Origin of the sequence: Sphingomonas sp. GV3 (assembly GCF_031082075.1) — a bacterium.
Classification (GTDB): domain Bacteria; phylum Pseudomonadota; class Alphaproteobacteria; order Sphingomonadales; family Sphingomonadaceae; genus Sphingomonas; species Sphingomonas beigongshangi.
The window spans coordinates 3,367,653-3,389,789 of record NZ_JARWLE010000001.1; the positions used below are offsets into that span (position 1 = coordinate 3,367,653).

18 protein-coding genes and 2 tRNA genes are annotated in these 22,137 nt (G+C 66.4%); 8 read left to right on the plus strand and 12 right to left on the minus strand.

Annotated elements, in window-relative coordinates:
• Positions 1–77 precede the first annotated feature (77 nt).
• The 7 genes from RF701_RS15945 to RF701_RS15975 all read right to left on the minus strand — a co-directional run bounded on the left by RF701_RS15945 (position 78) and on the right by RF701_RS15975 (position 11,256).
• Positions 78–1,697 carry an alpha-D-glucose phosphate-specific phosphoglucomutase gene (locus tag RF701_RS15945; RefSeq protein ID WP_308815525.1) on the minus strand — a complete coding sequence of 540 codons (1,620 nt, stop codon included), beginning with the start codon at positions 1,695–1,697 and terminating at the stop codon, positions 78–80.
• Positions 1,694–3,094 carry a glycogen synthase GlgA gene (gene glgA, locus RF701_RS15950; protein WP_287976892.1) on the minus strand — a complete coding sequence of 467 codons (1,401 nt, stop codon included), beginning with the start codon at positions 3,092–3,094 and terminating at the stop codon, positions 1,694–1,696. Before glgA ends, RF701_RS15945 begins: the two co-directional genes overlap by 4 nt.
• Positions 3,095–3,185: 91 nt before the next feature.
• Positions 3,186–4,451, minus strand: coding sequence for a glucose-1-phosphate adenylyltransferase (gene glgC / locus RF701_RS15955; protein ID WP_203310647.1), 1,266 nt, complete (start codon positions 4,449–4,451; stop codon positions 3,186–3,188).
• A gap of 30 nt (positions 4,452–4,481) precedes the next feature.
• Positions 4,482–6,647 carry a 1,4-alpha-glucan branching protein GlgB gene (glgB, locus tag RF701_RS15960; RefSeq protein WP_308815526.1) on the minus strand — a complete coding sequence of 722 codons (2,166 nt, stop codon included), beginning with the start codon at positions 6,645–6,647 and terminating at the stop codon, positions 4,482–4,484.
• Positions 6,644–9,079: a glycogen/starch/alpha-glucan phosphorylase gene (locus RF701_RS15965; RefSeq protein WP_203310645.1), complete on the minus strand. Its 2,436-nt coding sequence runs from the start codon at positions 9,077–9,079 to the stop codon at positions 6,644–6,646. Before RF701_RS15965 ends, glgB begins: the two co-directional genes overlap by 4 nt.
• Positions 9,080–9,161: 82 nt before the next feature.
• Positions 9,162–10,460 (minus strand): Nramp family divalent metal transporter, encoded by a 1,299-nt coding sequence (locus tag RF701_RS15970; protein WP_210356712.1) that lies wholly within the window; start codon positions 10,458–10,460, stop codon positions 9,162–9,164.
• Positions 10,461–10,623: 163 nt separating this feature from the next.
• Positions 10,624–11,256, minus strand: a complete 633-nt coding sequence (locus RF701_RS15975) for a DNA-3-methyladenine glycosylase 2 family protein (RefSeq protein ID WP_308815527.1) — start codon at positions 11,254–11,256, stop codon at positions 10,624–10,626.
• Between the two features lie 57 nt (positions 11,257–11,313).
• Between RF701_RS15975 and RF701_RS15980 the strand changes: the two genes are divergently transcribed.
• Positions 11,314–11,631: a 2Fe-2S iron-sulfur cluster-binding protein gene (locus RF701_RS15980; RefSeq protein ID WP_308815528.1), complete on the plus strand. Its 318-nt coding sequence runs from the start codon at positions 11,314–11,316 to the stop codon at positions 11,629–11,631.
• Positions 11,632–11,672: 41 nt separating this feature from the next.
• On the opposite strand, the gene rlmB is transcribed toward RF701_RS15980, so the two are convergent.
• Positions 11,673–12,416, minus strand: a complete 744-nt coding sequence (rlmB, locus tag RF701_RS15985) for a 23S rRNA (guanosine(2251)-2'-O)-methyltransferase RlmB (RefSeq protein ID WP_203310641.1) — start codon at positions 12,414–12,416, stop codon at positions 11,673–11,675.
• Between the two features lie 36 nt (positions 12,417–12,452).
• The gene (locus RF701_RS15990) at positions 12,453–14,054 is read right to left on the minus strand and encodes a M20/M25/M40 family metallo-hydrolase (protein ID WP_308815529.1); all 1,602 of its coding nucleotides are present in this window, start codon (positions 14,052–14,054) and stop codon (positions 12,453–12,455) included.
• Between the two features lie 127 nt (positions 14,055–14,181).
• Between RF701_RS15990 and RF701_RS15995 the strand changes: the two genes are divergently transcribed.
• Both RF701_RS15995 and RF701_RS16000 read left to right on the plus strand, forming a co-directional pair.
• Positions 14,182–14,267 (plus strand) — tRNA-Tyr (locus RF701_RS15995).
• A 449-nt stretch (positions 14,268–14,716) separates the two neighbouring features.
• Positions 14,717–14,905 (plus strand): hypothetical protein, encoded by a 189-nt coding sequence (locus RF701_RS16000; protein ID WP_203310639.1) that lies wholly within the window; start codon positions 14,717–14,719, stop codon positions 14,903–14,905.
• Position 14,906: 1 nt separating this feature from the next.
• On the opposite strand, the gene RF701_RS16005 is transcribed toward RF701_RS16000, so the two are convergent.
• Positions 14,907–15,290, minus strand: coding sequence for a hypothetical protein (locus tag RF701_RS16005; RefSeq protein ID WP_203310638.1), 384 nt, complete (start codon positions 15,288–15,290; stop codon positions 14,907–14,909).
• 266 nt (positions 15,291–15,556) lie between these two features.
• Between RF701_RS16005 and RF701_RS16010 the strand changes: the two genes are divergently transcribed.
• Positions 15,557–17,788 (plus strand): M3 family metallopeptidase, encoded by a 2,232-nt coding sequence (locus RF701_RS16010; protein WP_308815530.1) that lies wholly within the window; start codon positions 15,557–15,559, stop codon positions 17,786–17,788.
• A 61-nt stretch (positions 17,789–17,849) separates the two neighbouring features.
• Here the strand turns inward: RF701_RS16010 and RF701_RS16015 are convergent, their stop codons facing one another.
• The gene (locus RF701_RS16015) at positions 17,850–18,509 is read right to left on the minus strand and encodes a 2OG-Fe(II) oxygenase (protein ID WP_308815531.1); all 660 of its coding nucleotides are present in this window, start codon (positions 18,507–18,509) and stop codon (positions 17,850–17,852) included.
• 215 nt (positions 18,510–18,724) lie between these two features.
• Here RF701_RS16015 and RF701_RS16020 point away from each other — a divergent pair, with 215 nt between their 5' ends.
• From RF701_RS16020 to RF701_RS16035, 4 genes are read left to right on the plus strand one after another with little or no spacing between them, the layout of a single operon-like run.
• Positions 18,725–19,309: an SRPBCC family protein gene (locus RF701_RS16020; protein WP_308815532.1), complete on the plus strand. Its 585-nt coding sequence runs from the start codon at positions 18,725–18,727 to the stop codon at positions 19,307–19,309.
• On the plus strand, positions 19,306–20,490 hold the full coding sequence (locus RF701_RS16025) for a zinc-dependent alcohol dehydrogenase (protein WP_308815533.1): 1,185 nt from the start codon (positions 19,306–19,308) through the stop codon (positions 20,488–20,490). Before RF701_RS16020 ends, RF701_RS16025 begins: the two co-directional genes overlap by 4 nt.
• Before the next feature lie 52 nt (positions 20,491–20,542).
• Positions 20,543–21,328 carry an SDR family NAD(P)-dependent oxidoreductase gene (locus RF701_RS16030; protein ID WP_308815534.1) on the plus strand — a complete coding sequence of 262 codons (786 nt, stop codon included), beginning with the start codon at positions 20,543–20,545 and terminating at the stop codon, positions 21,326–21,328.
• Between the two features lie 22 nt (positions 21,329–21,350).
• Positions 21,351–21,836, plus strand: a complete 486-nt coding sequence (locus RF701_RS16035; RefSeq protein WP_246847951.1) for a DUF4142 domain-containing protein — start codon at positions 21,351–21,353, stop codon at positions 21,834–21,836.
• A gap of 165 nt (positions 21,837–22,001) precedes the next feature.
• On the opposite strand, the gene RF701_RS16040 is transcribed toward RF701_RS16035, so the two are convergent.
• Positions 22,002–22,075, minus strand: a tRNA-Gly gene (locus RF701_RS16040).
• Positions 22,076–22,137 lie beyond the last annotated feature (62 nt).

Sequence of the window (22,137 nt, forward strand, 5' to 3'; positions counted from 1 at the left end):
TCGTCGACGCGGGATGCGCGAGCCGTCGGGTTCGTGCAAGGCCATGGGCGACCGTCAGCAGGCAGGAGCGGCGCGGCTCACGTTACCACGTCGGGCGCATGGCGTCCGGTGTGCCGCGCGATCCCGGCGATGGCGTCCGCCGCCGCGACGATGTCCGCCAGCATCGCACCCGTATCGGCGTCGAGGCGGCCGTCCGCCGGCTCGTAACGTTCCAGGTAGACGCGCAGCGTCGCGCCGCTGGTGCCGGTGCCCGACAGGCGGAAGACGACGCGGCTGCCGCCCTCGAACAGGATGCGCACGCCCTGGTTGCGGCTGACCGAGCCGTCGGTCGGGTCCTCATAGGCGAAGTCGTCCGCGCCCGCGATCGTCAGCGGCCCCACGACGCGGCCCGGCAGATCGGCCAGGCCGGCGCGCAATTCCGCCATCAGCGCATCCGCCCGCGCGCTGTCCACGCCCTCGTAATCGTGGCGCGCATAGTAATTGCGGCCATAGGTCGCCCAGTGTTCGCGTGCCAGCGCATCGACCGACTTGCCGCTGGCGGCGAGGATGTTAAGCCACAACAATACGGCCCACAGCCCGTCCTTCTCGCGGACATGGTCGCTGCCGGTGCCGGCGCTTTCCTCGCCGCAGATCGTCGCCATGCCGGCATCGAGCAGGTTGCCGAAGAACTTCCATCCGGTCGGCGTTTCGAAGGCGGGGATGCCCAGCCTGTCCGCCACCCGGTCCGCCGCGGCGCTGGTGGGCATCGATCGCGCGATGCCCTTCAGCCCGGCGGCATAGCCGGGCGCCAGATGCGCATTGGCGGCGAGCATCGCCAGGCTGTCCGACGGGGTCACGAACCGGCCCCGACCGATGATCAGGTTGCGGTCGCCGTCGCCGTCCGACGCCGCGCCGAAATCCGGGGCGTCGGCTCCCATCATCAGGTCGTACAGATCCTTCGCGTGGACCAGATTGGGATCGGGGTGATGGCCACCGAAATCCTCCAGTGGCGTGCCGTTGCGCACGGTGCCCGGCGCGAACCCCAGTCGTCGTTCCAGGATCTCGGTAGCATAGGGACCCGTCACCGCGCTCATCGCGTCGAACGCCATGGTCAGCCCCGCGCCGCGGATCGCGGGAAAATCGAACAGACTTTCCATCAGGGCGGCGTAATCGGCGACGGGATCGACCACCTCGACCGTCATGTCGCCGACCGACACCTCCCCCAGCGCATCGAGGTCGATGTCGTCGGCGTCGATCGTCCGCCATCTGTCGATCGTCTTCGTACGGGCGAAGATCGCGTCGGTGATGCCCTCGGGTGCGGGACCGCCGTTGGCGATATTGTACTTGATCCCAAAATCCTCGGTCGGGCCGCCGGGATTATGGCTCGCGGACAGGACGAGGCCACCCAGCGCCCTGCGGATGCGGATCATGTTGCTGGCCGCCGGCGTCGACAGAAGACCGCCCCGGCCGACGACGACGCGACCGAAGCCGTTCGCCGCGGCGATGCGGATCGCCTTCTGGATCACCTCGCGATTCAGGAAGCGGCCGTCGCCGCCGATCACCAGCGTCGCGCCGTCCTTCCCCTCGATGGCGTCGAACACCGCCTGCACGAAATTTTCGGCATAGTTCGGCTGCTGGAAGACCGTGACCTTCTTGCGCAGGCCGGACGTGCCAGGCTTCTGGTCGGCATAGGGGGTGGAGGTGACGGTACGGATCATGCGATCAGGCTCTTGTAGAGGTCGGCATAGCGGCGGCCGCTCTCGGTCCAGGAAAAGTCCGCGCGCATGCCGTTGCGCTGGATGGTGCACCACAGATCGGGTCGTGCATAGGCCCGGATCGTCCGCATGATCGCGTGCGAGAGGCTGTGATCGCTGACCTCGCCATGCTGGAAGCCGGTCGCGACGCCGGCCGCGAGCGCCGCCTCGTTGGCGTCGATCACCGTGTCGGCGAGGCCGCCGGTCCGGGCGACGACGGGAACGCAGCCATAGGCGAGACCGTAAAGCTGGGTCAGCCCGCATGGTTCGAACCGGGACGGGATGAGGATCGCGTCCGCGCCGCCCTGGAGCAGGTGCGACAGCGGTTCGTCATAGCCGATGCGGACGCCGATCTTGCCCGGGTGACGCGCGGCGGCGGCGAGGAACGCCTGTTCCAGCGGCGCGTCGCCCGACCCCAGGAGCGCCAGCCGTCCGCCCGCCGCGACCAGCATGTCGAGGCAGTGCGCCAGCACATCCATGCCCTTTTGCCACGTCAGCCGGCTGATCACGGTGAATAGCGGGCCGTCGCCGGACGCCAGGCCGAACATCTTTTCCACGGCGCGCTTGTTCGCCCGCCGCCGGCCCAGCGCGCGCACGGTGTAACGCTGCGGCAGAGCGGTATCGATCTCCGGGTTCCACACCGCCGGATCGATACCGTTGACGATGCCGTGGACGCGCGCGCCCCGTGCCTCGATCAGCCCCTCGAGCCCCATGCCGAAGCGGTTCTCGCGGATTTCCGAGGCATAGGTCGGGCTGACCGTCGTGATGGCCTCTGCCGCCTCCAGTCCCGCCTTCAGGAAGCCTACGCCCCCGTAATATTCGACGCCGTCGATTCCCCAGGCGGCGTCCGGCAGGCCCAGCGCCGGGAAGATGTCGGCCCCGAACTGACCCTGGAAGGCGATGTTGTGCACCGTCATCACGCTGCGCACGGCCGTGCCGGCATAGCGCAGATAGGCGGGGGCAAGCGCGGCCTGCCAGTCATGGGCATGCAGCAGGTCGTAGCCGCCGTCCGCCGCGACGTCCGCCGCCGCGCGCGCGAGCGCCGCGAACCGCCGCCAGTCGTCGGCATGGCCGTACAGGCCGCCCGCGCGATTGAACAAGGCCGGCGCATCGAGGACGATCAGATCGTGGTCGCCGATCCGCCCCGCCAGCAGCCGCGCCTCGGTGTCCATCAGATCGGTCCAGCGGCGGACGACCTTAGCCCCCTTCATCGCCTTTCCGACGACGGGATAGCCGGGGATCATCGTCGTCGTCTGGACCCCGTGGGGCGCAAGCGCGTCGGGCAGCGCGCCGACCACATCGGCGAGCCCACCCGTCTTGACCAGCGGAAACGCCTCCGACGCGAGGGAAAGGACGCGCATCAGATTGCCCGCGAAAAGCCGCCGTTCCCAGGCCCAGGCCAGGAAACGGGCAGGAAAGCCTCCGCCGCGGACGCGCTGCAAGCCGGATCGATCACGATTTCAACCGGTCGATCATCGGCTGGGTGATCAGACATACCCCCTTGTCGGTGCGGCGGAAGCGGTGCCCGTCGCTCACCGGATCCTCGCCGACGACGAGATTGTCGGGGATGATGACGCCGCGATCGAGCACCACCTTCTTGAGCCGCGCGCCGCGGCCGATATGGCAATAGGGGAGTACGACGGCCTCATCGAGCATCGAGAAGCTGTGTGCCCGCACGCCGGTCGACAGCAGGCTGCGATGGATCGTCGATCCCGAAACGATGCAATTGCCCGATACGAGGCTGGACACCGCAGACCCGCGCCGCCCGTCGAGATCATGGACAAACTTCGCCGGCGGGGTGATCTCGGAATAGGTCCACAGGGGCCATTCCTTGTCGTACAGGTCAAGCTGCGGGATGACGTCGGTCAGGTCGATATTCGCCTCCCAATAGGCATCGACCGTACCGACATCGCGCCAATAGGCTGCCGGTTCCTCGCTCGACCGCACGCAGCTGGCGGAAAAGCGGTGCGCCTGTGCCTTGCCGTGCTGGACGAGGTAGGGGATGATGTCCTTGCCGAAATCGCGGCTGGACCCAGGCGTGTCCGCGTCGCGGCGCAGTTCCTCGAACAGGAACTTGGTCGCGAAGACGTAGATGCCCAAGCTGGCGAGCGCGACGTCGGGCTGTCCGGGGATCGACGGCGGGTCGGCGGGCTTCTCGACGAAATCGATGATCCGGTCGGTCTCGTCGACGTGCATCACGCCGAACGCCCGGGCCTCCATCCGCGGCACCTCCATGCAGGCGACGGTGACGTCGGCGCCACTGTCGCAATGCTGCTGAAGCATGATTTCATAGTCCATCTTGTAGATATGATCCCCGGCCAGGATCACCATGAACTCGGGACCGTAACTCTCGATGATGTCGATGTTCTGGAAGACGGCGTCGGCCGTGCCCTCATACCATTGAAATTCCGACACGCGCTGGCTGGCGGGCAGGATGTCGAAGCTCTCGTTGCGTTCGTCGCGCAGGAAGTTCCAGCCGCGCTGAAGATGGCGGATCAAGGAATGCGCCTTGTACTGCGTCGCGACGCCGATCCGGCGAATGCCCGAATTGATCGCGTTCGACAGCGCGAAGTCGATGATCCGGCTCTTGCCGCCGAAATAGACGGCAGGCTTGGCACGCGTGTCGGTCAGTTCCATCAGCCGGCTGCCGCGTCCGCCGGCAAGCACATAAGCCATCGCGTCGCGCGACAGCGGGTGGCGTCCTATGCGGTCTACCATCGGCCCCTCTCCATCATCCTTGTCATCGTATCAGCCTTCGAATTCCAGCATCACCGTGGCGAGCGGCGGGAGCGTCACCCAGGCGGCGCCGTCCTTCGCCTCGACCCCGCCTAGGTTGCCCAGGCCCGAGCCCCAATAATCCTGTGCGTCGGAATTGATGATCTCGCGCCAGCGCCCGTCGTGCGGCAGCGGGACGCGATAGGGCGCGCGCGCGACGGGGGTCAGGTTGGCGATCACCGCGACCGGCTTCGCATCCGGTGCCTTGCGCAGCCAGGCGAAGACGGAATTCGCGGCATCGTCAGCGATCAGCCATGCAAAGCCGTCCTGTTCGCAGTCGCGCGCGTGAAGCGCAGGCGTGTTGCGGTAGACGCGATTCAAGTCGCGGACCAGCTTGCGCACGCCTTCGTGCGAATGGGCGCAGCGCAGCCCCCAGTCGAGCGCGCGATCCTCGCTCCATTCGCGCCTCTGCGCGAACTCCTGCCCCATGAACAGCAGCTTCTTGCCCGGATAGCCCCACATGAAGGCATAGAGGCTGCGCAGGTTGGCGAACTTCTGCCAGTCGTCGCCGGGCATCTTTTCCAGCAGCGTGCCCTTGCCGTGCACGACCTCGTCATGACTGAGGGGAAGAACGAAATTCTCGCTGAAGGCGTAGACGAGCCCGAAGTTGATCTCGCCATGGTGATGGCGCCGATGGATCGGCTCCCGCGCGAAATACTGGAGCGTGTCGTGCATCCAGCCCATGTTCCACTTGAACCCGAAGCCGAGGTTGCTGCGGCTCGCCTCGTCGAGCGCGGGCGCGGAGACGCCTGGCCAACTCGTGGACTCCTCGGCGACGGTGAAGATGCCGGGATGCTCGCGGTAGATCGCGCGGTTCATCGCGCGCAGGAAGTCGACCGCCTCCCAGTTCTCGCGACCACCCTCGGCATTGGGGATCCACTCGCCCTGCTTGCGGCTGTAGTCGCGGTACAGCATCGAGGCGACCGCGTCGACGCGAAGCCCGTCGATATGATAACGCTCCGCCCAGAACAGCGCATTGTTGACGAGGAACGCCTCGACCTCGCGCCGCCCGAAATTGTAGATTGCGGTGTTCCAGTCGGGGTGGAAGCCCAGCCGCGGATCCTCGTGCTCGTAGAGCGCGGTTCCGTCGAAGTGATCGAGCCCGTGGGCATCGGTCGGAAAATGCGCCGGCACCCAGTCCAGGATCACGCCGACGCCGGCCTGGTGCGCACCGTCGACGAAGCGGGCGAAGCCCTCATGATCGCCGAAGCGGGCAGAGGGGGCGTAGAGACCGGTCGTCTGATAGCCCCAGGACGGGTCGTAGGGATGTTCGCTGACCGGCAGGAACTCGATGTGCGTGAAGCCCAGGTCGACGACATAGGGGATCAGGCGATCGGCGAGCGCGTCCCAGCTAAGATACCAGCCGTTGTCGTCCCGATCCCATGAGCCGGCATGGACCTCGTAGATGCTGATGGGGGTGCGACGCGGGTCGACTTTCGTCCAGGCTTCGCGGTGCGCCGCATCGTGCCAGACATGCGTCGGTGGCGCAGTGGTGATCGATGCCGTCTTCGGCCGCAGTTCCGCGGCAAAGGCAAAGGGGTCGGCCTTCAACGGCTGCAGCGATCCGTCCGCGGCGACGATCTCGAACTTGTAGGCGCGTCCGGGTCCGATGTCGGGAAGGAAGATTTCCCAAACCCCGACCGCGCCGCGCCGCCGCATGACGTGGCGCGCGCCGTTCCAGTCGTTGAAATCGCCGACCACCGATACACGTCGTGCGTTGGGCGCCCAGACCGCGAAGTGCGTGCCGCGCGCGCCCTCATGCTCGATCCAGTGGGCGCCGACCTTGTCCCACAGGCGCAGGTGCGTGCCCTCCGCCATCAGATAATCGTCGGTGGGGCCTAGCACGGGGCCGAAGCTATAGGGGTCGGTCAGCCACCATTCGGTGCCATAGCCCTGCGCCTTGTAGCGCAAGGGCTGCGGATCGCCGGGCAGGGAGCCTTCGAAAAGCCCTCGATCGTCGACCCGCTCGAGCATGCCGAGCGTGTGGCCGGCGAGATCATGCGCCTCGAGAGTCTCTGCCCCGGGTACCAGCGCGCGCGCGAAGCTCCCCTGCGGCCCGGCGAATACGCCGAGCAGCGAGAAGGGGTCATCGTGGCGACCCTCGACCAGAGCGTCGATCGCGGCGCGCGGCGGCTTCACCTCACGCCCCAGATGTCACGCGCATATTCCCCGATCGTCCGGTCCGACGAGAACCAGCCCATGTTCGCGACGTTGAGGATCGCGGATCGCCCCCATGCGGCCGGATCGCTCCAGCGCGCGTCGACCGCACGCTGGGCGGCCGTGTAGGCGTCGAAATCGGCGGCGACCATGAACCAGTCATGGTCGTACAGGCCGCCCATCAGCCCCTTGTACCGATCCGGGTCGTCGGGAGAGAAGACGCCCGAGGCGATCGCGCTCACCGCCTGCGCGAGTTCGCGCGACCCTTCGATCGCGGCGCGCGGATCATAGCCGGCGGCGCGCCGCTCCGCGACTTCGTCGGCGGTCAGGCCGAAGATGAAGATGTTGTTGTCGCCGACATGGTCCTTGATCTCGATGTTGGCGCCGTCGAGCGTGCCGATGGTCAGCGCGCCGTTGAGCGCGAACTTCATGTTGCCGGTGCCCGACGCTTCCATGCCGGCAGTGCTGATCTGTTCCGACAGATCGGCGGCCGGGATCATCCGTTCCGCGAGGCTGACGTTGTAGTTGGGCACGAAGGCGACCTTCAGCAGGTCGCCGACGGCCGGATCGGCGTTGATCCGCTTCGCAACGTCATTCGCCAGCTTTATGACCAGCTTGGCATTGTGATAGCTCGACGCCGCCTTGCCCGCGAAAAGCTTGACGCGTGGCGTCCAGTCACGCTCCGGATGGCTGCGAATCTGATCATAGAGCGCCACCGTCTCGATGATGTTGAGCAGCTGCCGCTTGTATTCGTGGATGCGCTTGATCTGAACGTCGAAGATCGCGTCCGGATCGGCCCTCAAGCCCATGGTTTCCTTCAGGTAATTGGACAGCATCACCTTGTTCGAACGCTTGGTCGCGGCGAAGCGCTCCCGGAAGGTTGCGTCATCGGCATGCGGCACGAGCGCGGTCAGCGCCTGCGCATCGTCGTGGAAGCCGTCGCCGATCGCTTCGGCAATCAGGGTCGTCAGGCCGGGATTGCATTCCAGCAGCCAGCGGCGCGGGGTGATGCCGTTGGTCTTGTTGTTGATCCGGTCCGGAAACAGGCGATGCAGGTCGGCGAACACCGTGCGCTTCATCAATTCGGTGTGCAGCGCCGCGACGCCGTTGACCGAATGACTGCCCGCAAACGCCAGGTTCGCCATGCGCACGCGGCGTTCGCCACCCTCGTCGATCAGGCTGATCGCGGCGATCGCGCGGTCGTCGACGCCGGCCACCTTGCGCGCGTCGCGCAGCAGCTTCGCGTTGATCTGGTAGACCAGCTGCATGTGCCGCGGCAGGAGCCGTTCGAACAGCGGCAGCGGCCAGCTTTCGAGCGCCTCCGGCAGCAGGGTGTGATTGGTGTAGCCGAAGGTCGCGCGGGTGATGTCCCATGCCTCGTCGAAGCCGATGTCGTGGAAATCGACCAGCAGCCGCATCAGTTCGGCGACGGACACCGCGGGATGCGTGTCGTTCAGCTGGATCGCCGCCTTGTCCGGCAAGGTGCGCACGTCGCCGAAATATTGGACGTGGCGACGCACGATGTCCTGGATCGAGGCGGAGCTGAAGAAATATTCCTGGCGCAGGCGCAGCTCCTGGCCGGCCGGCGTCGAATCGTTGGGATAGAGGACGCGCGTCAGCGTCTCCGCGCGCAGCTGGCCAGCGAGCGCACCCTGGAAATCGCCGGCGTTGAACTGGTCGAGGCGGATCGGGTCGAACGCGCGTGCGCGCCACAGCCGCAGCGTGTTGACGCGCTTGCCGCGCCAGCCGACCATCGGCGTGTCATAGGCGACGGCCTGTACCGCTTCCGCCGGGCTCCAATGGACAAGACCGCTTGCCTTGGTCGTGACTTCGCCGCCGAAGCCGACGAAATAGGCGCTCTCGCGCCGTTCGAATTCCCACGGATTGCCGTGCGCCAGCCAGGTCTCGGGCAATTCGACCTGCCAGCCGTCGTCGATCCGCTGGCGGAACATGCCGTTCACGTAGCGGATGCCATAGCCGTATGCGGGCAGATCGAGGCTGGCGAGGCTCTCCATGAAGCACGCCGCCAGGCGTCCGAGGCCGCCGTTGCCCAGCGCGGCATCGGGCTCGATCTCTTCGATCTCGGCAAGGTCGACGCCGAGCGAGGCGAGCGCGTCCGCCACGTCCTGTGTGTGACGCAGGTTGGACAGCGCGTCGCGCAGCAATCGCCCGATCAAGAATTCGAGGCTGAGGTAATAGACGCGTTTGGCCCCGGCGGCATGTGCGGCCTTGGTGGACGCCATCCATCGCTCGATGATCTCGTTGCGCAAGGTCAGGATCGTTGCGGCCAGCCAGTCATGCGGGCGCGCCGCCTGCGCGTCCTTGCCGATGCGGTGGACCAACGTGTCGACGATGGTCGCCGCGAGCCCGCTGGGCGAAGTGGGGAGGGAGGGGGGCGTGGAGGAATCGTTCACGACAAACCCATGCTGCTGAATGCCAGGCCGTATACTAGAGGGGTGAACGGCCCGTCTGTCACCGCAAAAGCGTCGGTGCGGATCAAAACATGCCCCACAATAAAGTAAGATTGAGGACGACGATGACCGTTGCGATGATCCAGGCGAGCGCCCGGAGCCACGCCGGGCTGGCGAAGCGTCCCATGAGCGAGGCCCGACCCGTGAAGGCGACAAGCGGGATCACCGCGAACGGCAGTTGCAGGCTGAGGATAACCTGGCTGAGGACGAGCAGCCGCGTCGCGCCGCCATCGCCCATCGCCCCCACCACGAGCACGGCAGGCACGATGGCGAGAAGCCGCGTCACCAGTCGCCGCAGCCACACCGGCAGGCGAATGTCGAGGAACCCCTCCATGACGATCTGGCCGGCGAGCGTCCCGGTAACGGTCGAATTCTGCCCCGAGGCGAGCAGGGCGACGCCGAAGACGATGCTCGCCGCGCCAACCCCCATGGTCGGCGCGAGCAGGCGATAGGCCTCGTCGATATCGGCGACACCCGTGCGGCCCGAGGCGTGGAACACCGCGGCCGCGAGGATCAGGATCGCGGCGTTGATGAAGAAGGCGAGCCCGAGCGCCAGCGTGCTGTCGATCGTCGCCAGCCGCACCGCCTCCGTCTTGCCCGCGTCGTCGTGCGCGAAGGCCCGTGTCTGGACGATGGAGGAGTGGAGGTACAGATTGTGCGGCATCACCGTCGCGCCGAGGATGCCGATCGCCAGATACAGTTTGGACGGGTCGGTGACGATACCCGGCGTCGGTACCAGTCCGGCCAACAAACCACTGACGTCCGGTCGCGCGTGGAACAGTTCGAAGGCGAAGCAGCCCGCGATGATCAGCAGCAGCGCGACGATGAACGCTTCTATCTTACGGAAGCCGTACCGTTGCAGCGCCAGGATCAGGAACACGTCGAGCGCGGTGACCAGCACGCCCCAGACCAAAGGCAGGCCGAACAGCAGTTTGAGCGCGATCGCCGTGCCCAGCACCTCCGCCAGGTCGCAGGCGACGATCGCCACCTCGGCCAGCGCCCAGAGCGCGATGGCCACCGGGCGACTGTAATGCGCGCGGCACGCCTGGGCGAGGTCCAGTCCCGCCGCAATGCCCAACCGCGCCGACAGCGCCTGCAGCACCATCGCCATCAGGTTCGACAGCAGGATGACCGACAGCAACGTGTAACCGAACGCCGAACCGCCGGCGATGTCCGTCGCCCAGTTGCCCGGGTCCATGTAGCCGACCGCGACGAGGAATCCCGGCCCCAGGAATGCCGCCAGCCTGCGCCCCTTCGTCCCGCCGACTGGCAGCGCGACGCTGCGATGGCTGCCGATCAGCGAGGGAGTGGAAGCGGGGGGCATCGGCCCGGAGATGTGGCCGATGCGCCGCTCACGGGCAAAGAGAATGTTTTTTCATGGCAAGCGGAACCAAAAGGCAGGAGCGGCGTGCGATCGGACCTGGCCGGGTCGACGCCGTGCCTCGTGATGCCTTCGTCGTTGCGGCCATGCCGCGCGGGGCCACGCCTCAGACCGGCGCCTTGTCGTCCGGTCCCGCGCCATAATGGTGCCAGGTGAAGATCGCCAATGCGCCGCGGTGCGGGCGCCATGCCTCCGCCAGCTCGCGGACCCGCTTCTCCGACGGGCGCGCCTCGTGCCCGAGCAGGCGGCCGACCTCGATCTGGACCGCCAGGTCACCGGCGGGCCAGATGTCCGGTCGACCCTCCGCGAACAGCAGATAGATTTCCGCCGACCAGCGTCCGATACCCTTGACGCGCACCAGATGCGCGATCGCCTCCTCGTCGTCGGCGGGAAGGTTGTCGAGATCGAGCCGCCCGCTCGTCACCTCCTCCGCGAGGCTGCGGGCATAGGATGCCTTCTGCCGCGACAGGCCGGCGGCACGCAGCGTCTCGTCGCTCGCCGCGAGGATCGTGTGCGGGTCGCTGGGATTGCCGACCAGCGCCGCCAGCTTGCGATAGACCGCATTGGCGGACTGCACGCTGACCTGCTGGCCGATGATGGTACGGAGCAGCGTGTCATAACCACGCGCGCGGATCCGCGGCGCTGGATAGCCGACACGGGCGAGACCGGCGGCGAAGGCGGGTTCGACGGCGGCGAGCGCGTCGAGGCCGGCGCGCAATTGTGCCTCGCTCAGCCCCATGCTTGATCCGGGGCGTCGGCCACGGCTAGGGCGCGGGCACGGTTTCTGGAGAAGATCATGGCCAAGCTTATCGTCGTCACGCGATCGGGGGAAGAACGCGCAATCCATGGCGAGGACGGTCTGTCGGTCATGGAGGTGATCCGCGACGGCGGCATCGACGAGATTCTTGCCCTGTGCGGTGGATGCTGTTCGTGCGCGACCTGCCACGTCCATGTCGATCCGGCCTTTGCAGACAAGCTGCCGCCGATGAGCGAGGACGAGAATGACCTGCTCGATTCGGTCGACGACCGCGACGTGACCAGCCGGCTGTCCTGCCAGTTGCCCTTCGGCCCGGCGCTTGACGGAATGCGCGTCACGATCGGCGCGGACGAATAAGCCCGCCGCGCCCCCTCCCGCATGCGGGAGGGGGCCGTGCCTTACCGCGCCGCGACCGCGTACAGGGCGATCGCCGCCGCGTTGGAGACGTTCAGGCTCTCGACCTTGTGGCTGATCGGCAGCTTGGCGAGCTCGTCGCAATGCGCCTCGGTGTTCTGGCGCATGCCTTCGCCCTCGGCACCCAGCACGATGCAGATGCGCTGGTCACCCATCGCCTGCGCCAGCGTCTGACTGGCATGGCCGGTCAGGCCGATCCGCCAGAAGCCGGCCTCCGCGATCTCCTCCAGCGCGCGGGCCAAATTGACGACGCGCACCCAGGGCACCGTCTCGAGCGCACCCGATGCCGATCGGGCGACGGTGCCGCTTTCCGGCGGCGCGTGGCGGTCCTGCGTGACGATGCCGAGCGCGTCGAACGCCGCCGCCGAACGCAGGATCGCGCCGACGTTGTGCGGGTCGGTGACCTGATCGAGCACGACGAGCGGGCGCCGGTCGTCCTGTCCCTCGATCAGCAGGTCGCCGAGCCACATGTCCTCGAGCGGCTCGACCTCTGCGACGAGCCCCTGGTGCGGCGCGTCGGCGGGGACGAGCCTGCCGAGATCGGCGACGTCCGCGAAGGTCACCGGCAACACCGGCGGCAAGTCGAGCGCGGCGAGCGCCTCGCGCGTGCCCCAGACCTTGCGGACGACACGGTTGGGGTTGGCGAGCGCGGCGGTCACCGCATGCCGGCCCCAGAAACGGGGGCGGTTGGCGGTGCCCGTCGACGGGCGATGGCCCCGGCGCGCCATCAGCGGGCGCTCCGGCGAGAGATTTGAGCAAACGGATCAGTCATCATCGTCACTATAGGCAAAGGGATCGGTCGCCACCGGCCTGGTCGGCAGCGGCGGGCGTGGCAGCGCCTTGTCCGCATTGGCGGCGGAGAGCAAGACGCCAGCGAGCACGATCGATCCCTGGCGCATGTCCTCCGCCTTCAGGTGGTCGAACGTATCGATCGAGCTGTGGTGGACCCGGCTGCCGTAATCGAGCGGGTCCTGGATGAACTGGAAACCGGGGACGCCGACCTGCTGCATGAACACGTGGTCGGTCCCGCCCGTCTGCCGTGCGACGACGTTGCCCGCGCCCATCGAGGCAAAGGGGGCGAGCCATTCGCGGAAGATCGGAACCACCGCCGGATTGTTCTCCGCATACAGGCCGCGCAGCTTGCCCGACCCGTTGTCGATGTTGAAATAGGCCGCGAGGTCGTTGTAGCCGGGCAGCGGCGTGATCGGCCAGCGATCGGAAAAGCCGTAGAAGCCCTTCATGCCGCCCGGCATCGCTTCGCCGGGCGCGCCACGGCGGGCCAGATGCGCCTGCACATAGGCCATCGAACCGAGCAGGCCCTGCTCCTCGCCCGCCCAGAGCGCGAAGCGGATCGTGCGCTTCGGTCGGACGCCGCTCGCCGCGAGGATGCGCGCCGCCTCCATCACCTCGGCAGTGCCCGCGCCATTGTCCGCGGATCCGTCGCCGGCCACCCAGCTGTCGAGATGCGCGCCGGCCATGACATAGCCCGCCTTGGGATCGGTGCCGGGAATCTCGGCGAAGACGTTGTACGCCTGGGGATCGGAGTCGTCGAAACGGACGTCGCTGGCGATCTCCAGCGTCGGAGCCGGGCCGGTCCGGGCGAGGCGAGCGAGGCGCAGATAATCCTCCTGCGCGAGCTGTACGCTCGGCAGCGACGCGGTTTCCCCCGTGCCGAACAGATAGCCCTCACCCGACACGAGCTTTCCGTCGCGATACGACATGGTGGCGATGGCGACCGCGCCTTCGCCCTTCAGGAAGGCGTCGAGCTTCTTGGTGAAGTCGAGGCGCTTCAGCCGCCGGTCGGTCGCGGCGGGATCGTAGTTGGGCTGCTGGAACTGGTCGAGCTTGCCGATATCCTCGCCCGACAGACGTCTGAACGGCGGCTCGGTGGCGTCGCCGGCCGCACGGGGCAGGGTGACCATGACGATCTTGCCGGCCAGCTTTCCGCGGAATTTCGCGAAGTCGGACTCCCGCGCGATCGGCGCGACGACGACCGGCGCGGTGATCGTGCCGTTGGTACCCGGCGTCCATGCCACGGGAATCGCGGTGACCTGGACGACGCGCGGCGTCAGCATCCGGACGCTCGCACGCTCGATCGACCAGCCGCGGCCGAAGGCGAAGCCCTCCTTGTGGACGTTCCTGAGCCCCCATTCGCGGAACTTGCCCTGCGTCCATTCCTCCGCGCGGCGCATTCCGGACGAATTGGTCAGGCGCGGCCCGATGACGTCCGACAGATGCTGGGCGATGGGCATGACCTCGCTGTGGTTCGTCCCCTGGTCGATGATCGCGGCGGTGGCCCCACGATCCTGCGCGGTGACCGGCCCGGCAAGGGCAACGACGGAGACGGCGAGCAGAAGGTGACGCATGAATTCCCCCAGAACGGCGTGATCTGCGGTTGCTACGGTCGGGGGGCGGGGGATGCAAGCATGGCCGTTGACAGGCGCGTTTCGCTTCGCCAATAGGCCGCCTCCGCTTCGAGGAAGCGGACACCCCGGAAGGGTGGCCGAGTGGTTAAAGGCAGCAGACTGTAAATCTGCCCACGCAAGTGTACGCTGGTTCGAATCCAGCCCCTTCCACCAATTTCCGCTCCGGCGGTTCCCGATAAAGCTGCAAACGACGTTTTCCGCCCGGCGCATGGCGAAGGCGTTCTGCCGTGCCGGGGCCATGTAATTCAGCTTCCGTCCACCCTTGCGGACTATAGGGCGGCGCATGGCGAGAAGATCGACCAGATCGCGGCCCCGCGGCGTACGACGGCCTGCGCCGCCGCAGCGGCAGACCTGGTGGCAGCGCCTGAAGCGATGGCTTCGCGTGCTGCGGACCGGCTTCTGATCCGGATGCGCGAGGGCGATGCCCCGGCGGCGCGCCATGGACGCCACGCCGGCCCGCGTCGCCGTCCCGCGGTCGAGCGCCTGACGTGCCTCGCGACCGATCGCATTTGTGAACCATTGTTTAGGCGCTGTTTACCAAGTCGCTGTAGCGCCGAGGTGTCGCTCGGAATATCGTAGCGCGTTGTTCAGGGATATGCCGTGTGACGAAGACGCTCAACGCGATCGATATCGACCACCTGATTGCCCGCATAACCGAATGCGTCGGTGACGCGGATGCGGCGGGCCTTGCGGTCGTCGCGGCGCATCTGGAAACCGCGATCCTGTCGATCCCGCGGCAGCCGGCGCGAGCGCCGCTCGAGACGGCTTTCCCCTCGTATCTGCTGAACTGACCTACTGATCGCCCCAGCCGTTCAACTCTCGCTGGGACCTGATGACGTTGGTGATGACCGCGCGCATGCGATCCTGACCTTCCGGACTCAGGGCTGCGCGCCCGTTTCCGATCTCGACAAGCCCTTCCGCGGCCACGGCGGCAAGCCATCGTCTCACCAGGATGGGCGCACTGGCGACTTCCATTTCCAGCTTGGCGAATGGCGCCTCGAAATTCGGCGACAGATACAGAACCAGAAGGCATTCCAGCGCGGCATCATGGATCAACGCAGCGGGCAGGGCACCGTGCAGCGCACGCCGCGCGATCAGCATCGACGTCGCGACGCGTCGCAACTCGACCTCTTCGAAGGGCGGCTGCCGCCCGTCCTCGTGCCAAACGCTAGCCATTCGCAATGTCCCCGTTCCGGACTTTACCTGAACGACTTGTCACAAAGCTTCAAGCCACACGAAAGTTGCTGTGCTTGAATCATTAATAGAGCTGGCTGGTATGCAACGAGGAATGGGCCGGACCGGTATATATTGTCGGGATCGATCCCCCCGGAATCATGATGGCGATGGCTGGTCCCGCCGTCGGTCGATCAGGCCACGCCGGCATTGATCTCGGCCCCGCGCAGGTGCATCGCGGCTGTCATCGACCTGATGATGGAGCATTCATGCGCCTGTTCGCCGCCACCGCCACGATCCTGATGATGTCCTCCTCCGCATTTGCGCAAGGTATCGCACCGACAGTCAAGTCCGTCGGACAGGGCGGGGCGGCCGCGCTGCCCGCGGCCAATCCCTTTGCGCGGCCCAGCGCGTTGCCCTTCGAGGCGCCGCCCTTCGACCGTATCAAGAGCAGCGACTATGGACCGGCGCTGATCGCCGGCATGGCGCAGCAGCGCGCGGAGGTACAGGCGATCACGCGCGCGCGCAGCGCTCCGACGTTCGACAACACGATCGCCGCACTGGAACGATCGGGGCGCCTGCTGGAGCGCGCCAGTCTCGCTTTCTACGGGGTGGTGGGCGCCAATACGGACGACACGTTGCAAAAGACCCAGGCCGATCTTGCGCCGGCGTTCGCCGCGCATCAGGACGCCATCAACCTCGACCCGGCGCTCTTTGCCCGGGTCAAGACGCTGTACGATACGCGGCAGTCGCTTGGCCTGACGCCCGAGCAGCTTCAGGTGTTGACGCTCACCTACCAGAATATGGTGCGCGCGGGCGCGGAACTGTCCCCCGCCGACAAGGTGACGCTCAGCAAATACAATGCACAGCTGTCGACGCTGGAAACGGCCTTCCAGCAAAAGCTGCTTGCCGCGGCAAAGGCTGGTGCGCTGGTCATCGACGACAGGGCCAAGCTCGCCGGACTTTCCGATGCCGAAATCGCCGCCGCCGCGGACGCCGCGAAGGCGCGGGGGCTGCCGGGCAAGTACGTGCTGACGCTGCAGAACACGACGCAGCAGCCCGAGCTCGCGACGATGACGGATCGCGCGACGCGCGAGGCGCTGTTCAACGCCAGCTGGACGCGCGCGGTGAAGGGGGACGCCAACGACACGCGCGACACGATCGCGCAGATCGCGCTCTTGCGCGCGCAGAAGGCGAAGCTTCTCGGCTTCAGGACCTGGGCGGATTACGTGCTCCAGGACCAGATGGCGAAGACGCCGCAGACCGCGCTTGGCTTCATGCAGCAACTCGGCACGCCGGTGGCGGCGGAACAGCGCCGGGAGGCTGCAGAACTGCAGGCGCAGATCCGTGCGACCGGCGGGACGTTCCAGCTCAAGCCTTGGGACTGGGACCATTATTCGGAACAGGTGCGCAAGGCGAAGTACGACCTCAACCAGGACGAGCTGAAGCCTTATTTCGAGATCAACAAGGTCCTCACCGACGGCGTGTTCTACGCCGCCAACCAACTTTACGGGCTGACCTTCAAGCGTCGTACCGACATCCCGGTCTATCAACCGGACGTGATCGTGTACGAAGTGTCGGAGGCGGATGGCACGTCCGTCGGCCTGATGTATTTCGACTATTGGAAGCGCGACAACAAGAATGGCGGCGCCTGGATGTCGAACTTCGTCACCCAGTCGAAGCTGCTCGGCACCAGGCCGGTGATCTACAATGTCGCCAACTTCACCAAGCCGGCAGCCGGCCAGCCCGCGCTGGTCAGCTTCGACGACGTGACGACGATGTTTCACGAATTCGGCCATGCGTTGCACGGGCTGTTCGCGAACCAGGTCTATCCGTCGGTATCGGGTACCAACACGGCGCGCGACTTCGTCGAATTTCCGTCGCAGTTCAACGAACATTGGGCGCTCGATCCGAAGGTGCTGCCGCATTATGCCGTCAACTACCGGACGGGCGCAGTGATTCCGGCAGCGCTCGTCGACAAGATCAAGCGCGCCGGCACCTTCAACTCGGGCTATTCGTTCGGCGAGGCACTCGCGGCGGCGGAAATGGATATGAGCTGGCATTCGCTGACGGCGGCCGACGGCAAACAGGATGCGGATGCGTTCGAAGCCAAGGCACTCGCCGCGACCGGTCTGGATGTCGCCGACGTTCCGCCGCGCTATCGGTCGAGCTATTTCCTGCACATCTGGGGCAACGGCTATTCAGCGGGCTATTACGCCTATAGCTGGACCAAGATGCTCAGCGCGAACGCATTCAACTGGTTCGAGCAGCATGGCGGCATGACCCGCGCGAACGGACAGCGTTTCCGCGACATGATCCTGTCGAAAGGCCATACGGAAGACTACGCGCCCATGTTCCGCGCATTCAACGGCGCCGATCCGCAGGTCGGCCCGCTGCTCAAGGATCTGGGCCTGAACGCCGATGGGTCCCGGATCGCCGGCGACGGCGTGACCGCGCCCGCGGACGGAACGGCCGGCACCTCGGCCAAGGCGGGCAAGTAGGCGTAACGATCGGCCACCTCTCCTTCGGGGGAGGTGGCATTCGTGAAGCCGACGAGGCTCCTCAGGCAGGGTTCCAGGGCCCCTGGCGAAACCACTTGGTGATGACATATTTGGCGCCGCGCAGCACCGGCTTGCCTTGGTGCAGCGTGCGGGGGTTGGGGCGACCATCCGGGGTGAGATTGTTCCAGCACAGCATCGTCCCGAGTTCGGGTGTGAAGCCGTGGTCGAGGTGGTGGAAGAACGTCTCGCCGCCCTCCTCGGGCTCGTTCAAATAGATCATCGCGGTCCACGTCCTCTGGCCGCAGCGGCTGACGTGCGTGATGGCGTCGTCGTGATGCGCCGCGAAATAGTCGGCGTGCAGCTTGAACTCCTGGCCGACGCCATAGCGCTGGCCCTGGTTGGGCTCCCCATTCACCGGGTTGATGCCGAGGAACATCGACAGGCGCAGGTCGAGCAGCTGAACGACGGGCTCGCTGGGATCGAAGGAGCAGGTCTCGCTCGTCCGCCACGCAGCGTCGCCCTCGACGACGGTCGACGGCACGCGATTGCGATCGATGAGCGATACGAGGGCACCGCACTCCGCGGGGTCCAGAAATGCAGGTGCGACGTAGAGCTCGATCTGTTCGTCCGGCCAGCGCGTCGCGCCCTGGAACTTGAACGTCGCGAGTACGTCCGCGTCCAGCGCGGCGAGTGTGCCCGCGATGGAACCCTGTATCGTCATCTGCGCCCCTTTCGTCCTGTGTGCGATCGTCTGGCGATCGATCCCTGAACGAGGTCTAGCGGGATGTGGTAAAGCGCCCGTTAACGGGACGTGGGTGGCGAGGCGGCCTACATCCAAAGCAACTTTCTCATTTATCTAGATAAAGTCAGGGGTGAAACGACAGGAACGGGCCAGGATAGCGGGGGTTGGGAGCGCATCGCCGATGGGAGATGCCGATGACGACCCCCGCAGACGTCGCGCAGGACGACGCGCCCGCAGCCTCCTCGAAACACGATGCCGCCGCTGCCGTCACGGAGGGGCTGGCGGAGGGCAAGGGTAGTTCGGTTGCCGGACGTGCGGTGACGATCAAGCGGCCTGTCGAGGAGGTCTTCGCCTATTTCCGCGACTTCGCGAACCTGCCGCATTTCATGGAGAACGTCGTCTCCATCACCGTGGCCGACCGGCAGCGGTCGCATTGGGTCGTCAAGGCCCCCGGCGGTGCGACGGTCGAATGGGACGCGCGGGTCACCGAGGAAGAGGAGAACCGACTCATCGCCTGGACGTCGGAGCCGGGCGCCGATGTCGCCAATAGCGGCCGCGTCGCGTTCCGTGATGCCGGTGCGCGCGGCACGGTGGTCACCGCGACCATCGCCTATGATCCGCCGGGCGGCCTGATCGGCAAGGTGATCGCCAAGATGTTTCAGCGGGAACCCGCAATCCAGGCGCGACGCGATCTCAGGCGGTTCAAGCAGCTGCTGGAGACGGGCGAGATCGCCACGCCGGCGATGAATCCCAAGCAGTTCGAGGAGATGGGTCTGTGAGAGCTCTGGCCTGGCACGGCAAGCACGACGTGCGCATGGATACGGTCGACGACCCGGAAATCGTCAACCCGCGCGATTGCATCATCAAGGTCACATCGACGGCGATCTGCGGGTCGGACCTCCATCTCTACGACGGCTACATCCCGACGATGCAGGCTGGCGACGTTCTCGGTCACGAATTCATGGGCGAGGTGGTCGAGGTCGGTGCGAAGTCGACGCTGAAGAAGGGGCAGCGCGTCGTCGTGCCGTTCACCATCTCGTGCGGCAGCTGCTATCATTGCAACAAGCACCAATATTCGGCGTGCCCGAACGGCCTGCCTGCCGATAATCAGGACATCGCGATGTCGCTGTACGGGCAGGAGATGTCGGGACTGTTCGGCTACAGTCACATGACCGGTGGCTATGCCGGCGGACAGGCGGAATATGTCCGCGTGCCGTTCAGCGACGTCGGCCCCATCGTCATTCCCGATGGGGTCGACGACGACAAGGTGCTGTTCCTGTCCGACATCCTGCCCACTGGATGGCAGGCGGCGGAATATGCGCAGATCGAGCCCGGCGATACGGTCGCCGTGTGGGGCTGCGGACCCGTCGGCCTGTTCGCCGTCCAGTCCGCCTTCCTGATGGGGGCGGAGCGCGTGATCGCGATCGATCATTTCCCCCACCGGCTCGAGCTGGCCAGGCGGTTCGGCGCCGAGGTCGTCAATTTCGAGGAAAGCGCGACCTACGAGGCGCTGATGGAGATGACCGGCGGCATCGGCCCCGACGCCGTGATCGACGCGGTGGGGCTGGAGGCGCACGGCCTGTTCGTCGACAACGTCATCGACCAGATCAAGGCCTCGACCTTCCTCGGCACCGACCGCCCGCATTCGATCCGCCAGGCGATCATCGCCTGTCGCAAGGGCGGCCGCGTGTCGATGCCGGCGGTCTATGGCGGCTTCGTCGATAAATTCCCGCTCGGCGCGTTCATGGAGAAAGGACTGACGCTCAAGACCGGTCAGACCCATGTGCAGCATTACATGCCCGGGCTGCTCAACGCGATCATGGAAGGCAAGATCGACACCGAATTCCTGATCTCGCACCGACTGCCGCTCGAGGACGCGCCCAAGGGCTACAAGATGTTCCACGACCAGCAGAACGAAGTCACCAAGATCGTGCTGAAGCCGGGCATGGCGACGGCCTGAATCGCCACGCCTGGGCCGGAACGACGAGACGAAAGCGGAGAGGAATACAGCAATGGCCAATGGATTCGCGATCATCACCGGGGCCTCGACGGGCATCGGCTTCGAACTGGCCACGCTGGCGGCCAAGAACGGCTACGACATCCTCGTCGTCGCGGACGAGCCGCTGATCGATGCGGCGGCCGAGGACTTCAAGCAGTTCGGCACCGAGGTGCGGTCGGTACAGGCGGACCTTTCGACGATCGACGGCGTCGACACCCTGCTCGCGGCGACCGAGGGGCGGCAGGTCGACCTGCTCTGCGCCAATGCCGGGCACGGTCTCGGACGCGCCTTCCTCGACCAGGACGTGCGCGACTGGCGTCTCGTCGTCGACACGAACATTACGGGCACCGCCTATCTGTTGCAGAGGGTCCTGCGCGACATGGTCGCGCGCAACCAGGGCAAGGTGCTGGTGACGGGGTCGATCGCGGGCTACATCCCCGGTGCGTTCCAGGCGGTCTACAACGGGACCAAGGCGTTCATCGACAGTTTTGTCGCGGCGATCCAGAACGAGATCAAGGACGCGGACGGCGTCACGTTGACCAACCTGATGCCCGGCCCCACCGACACCGAGTTCTTCGCGCGGGCGGACATGCTGGATACCGATGTGGGCACCGACCCCAAGAAGGCGGATCCGGCGAAGGTCGCGCAGGACGGCTGGGACGCGCTGATGGCCAGCAAGGCCGCCGTCGCGTCCGGCCTGAAGAACAAGCTGCAGTCGGCGATCGCCAACGTCACGCCCAATGCGGTGCTGGCGGAACAGCATCGCAAGATGGCCGAGCCTGGCACCGCCAAGAACTGACGCATCCACAGGAGGAAGACGCATGAGACGCATGTTCATCGCCGCGGCCGTCATCGCCGCGCCCGTCGCCGCCGCCGTCGCACAGGCGCCGACGAGCGGACCCGCCTATGTCGCCAAGGCGGGCGCGGGGGATCAATATGAGCTCCAGTCGAGCCGCCTGCTGCTGCAGACAACGCACAACGCGAAGCTGCGCGACTTCGCCAACATGATGATCCGCGACCACACCAACAGCACCGCGAAGGTGAAGGCGGCGACGCAGCGGGCCGGTATCACCGTGCCACCACCCCATCTGGATGCGATGGGTACCCGCAACGTCGCGGCGTTGCGCGGCGCCAAGGGCGAGGCGCGCGATCGGCTCTACGTCACGCAGCAAAAGGCGGCGCACCAGCAGGCGCTGGCGCTGCACCAGGGTTATGCCGCGCACGGCAGCGTACCGGCACTGAAGGCGGTCGCCGGCGAGATCGCGCCGGTCGTGCAGACGCATCTGACCGCGCTTCAGTCGATGTAGGCACCAGCTGCGCGCGAAGGCGCAGGGAGGCTCGCGACCGGCGCTCCACCGCCGGGAGCGAGCCTTTTTTCGCGACCGGGCGCGCGTATCGGCCTTGGCAGGGTTCCCGTCGTGGCGGCTGTCGCCGGCCGGCCGACCCTTCGGCGATCGTCAGTGGTGCGGACGTGGAGCGGGTAACGGGAATCGAACCCGTGTATTCAGCTTGGAAGGCTGCTGCACTACCATTGTGCTATACCCGCAAACCCGCAGAAAACCGTCGTTTTCTAGGCTTCCGCAGCTTTCATTCCAACATTCATTCCGT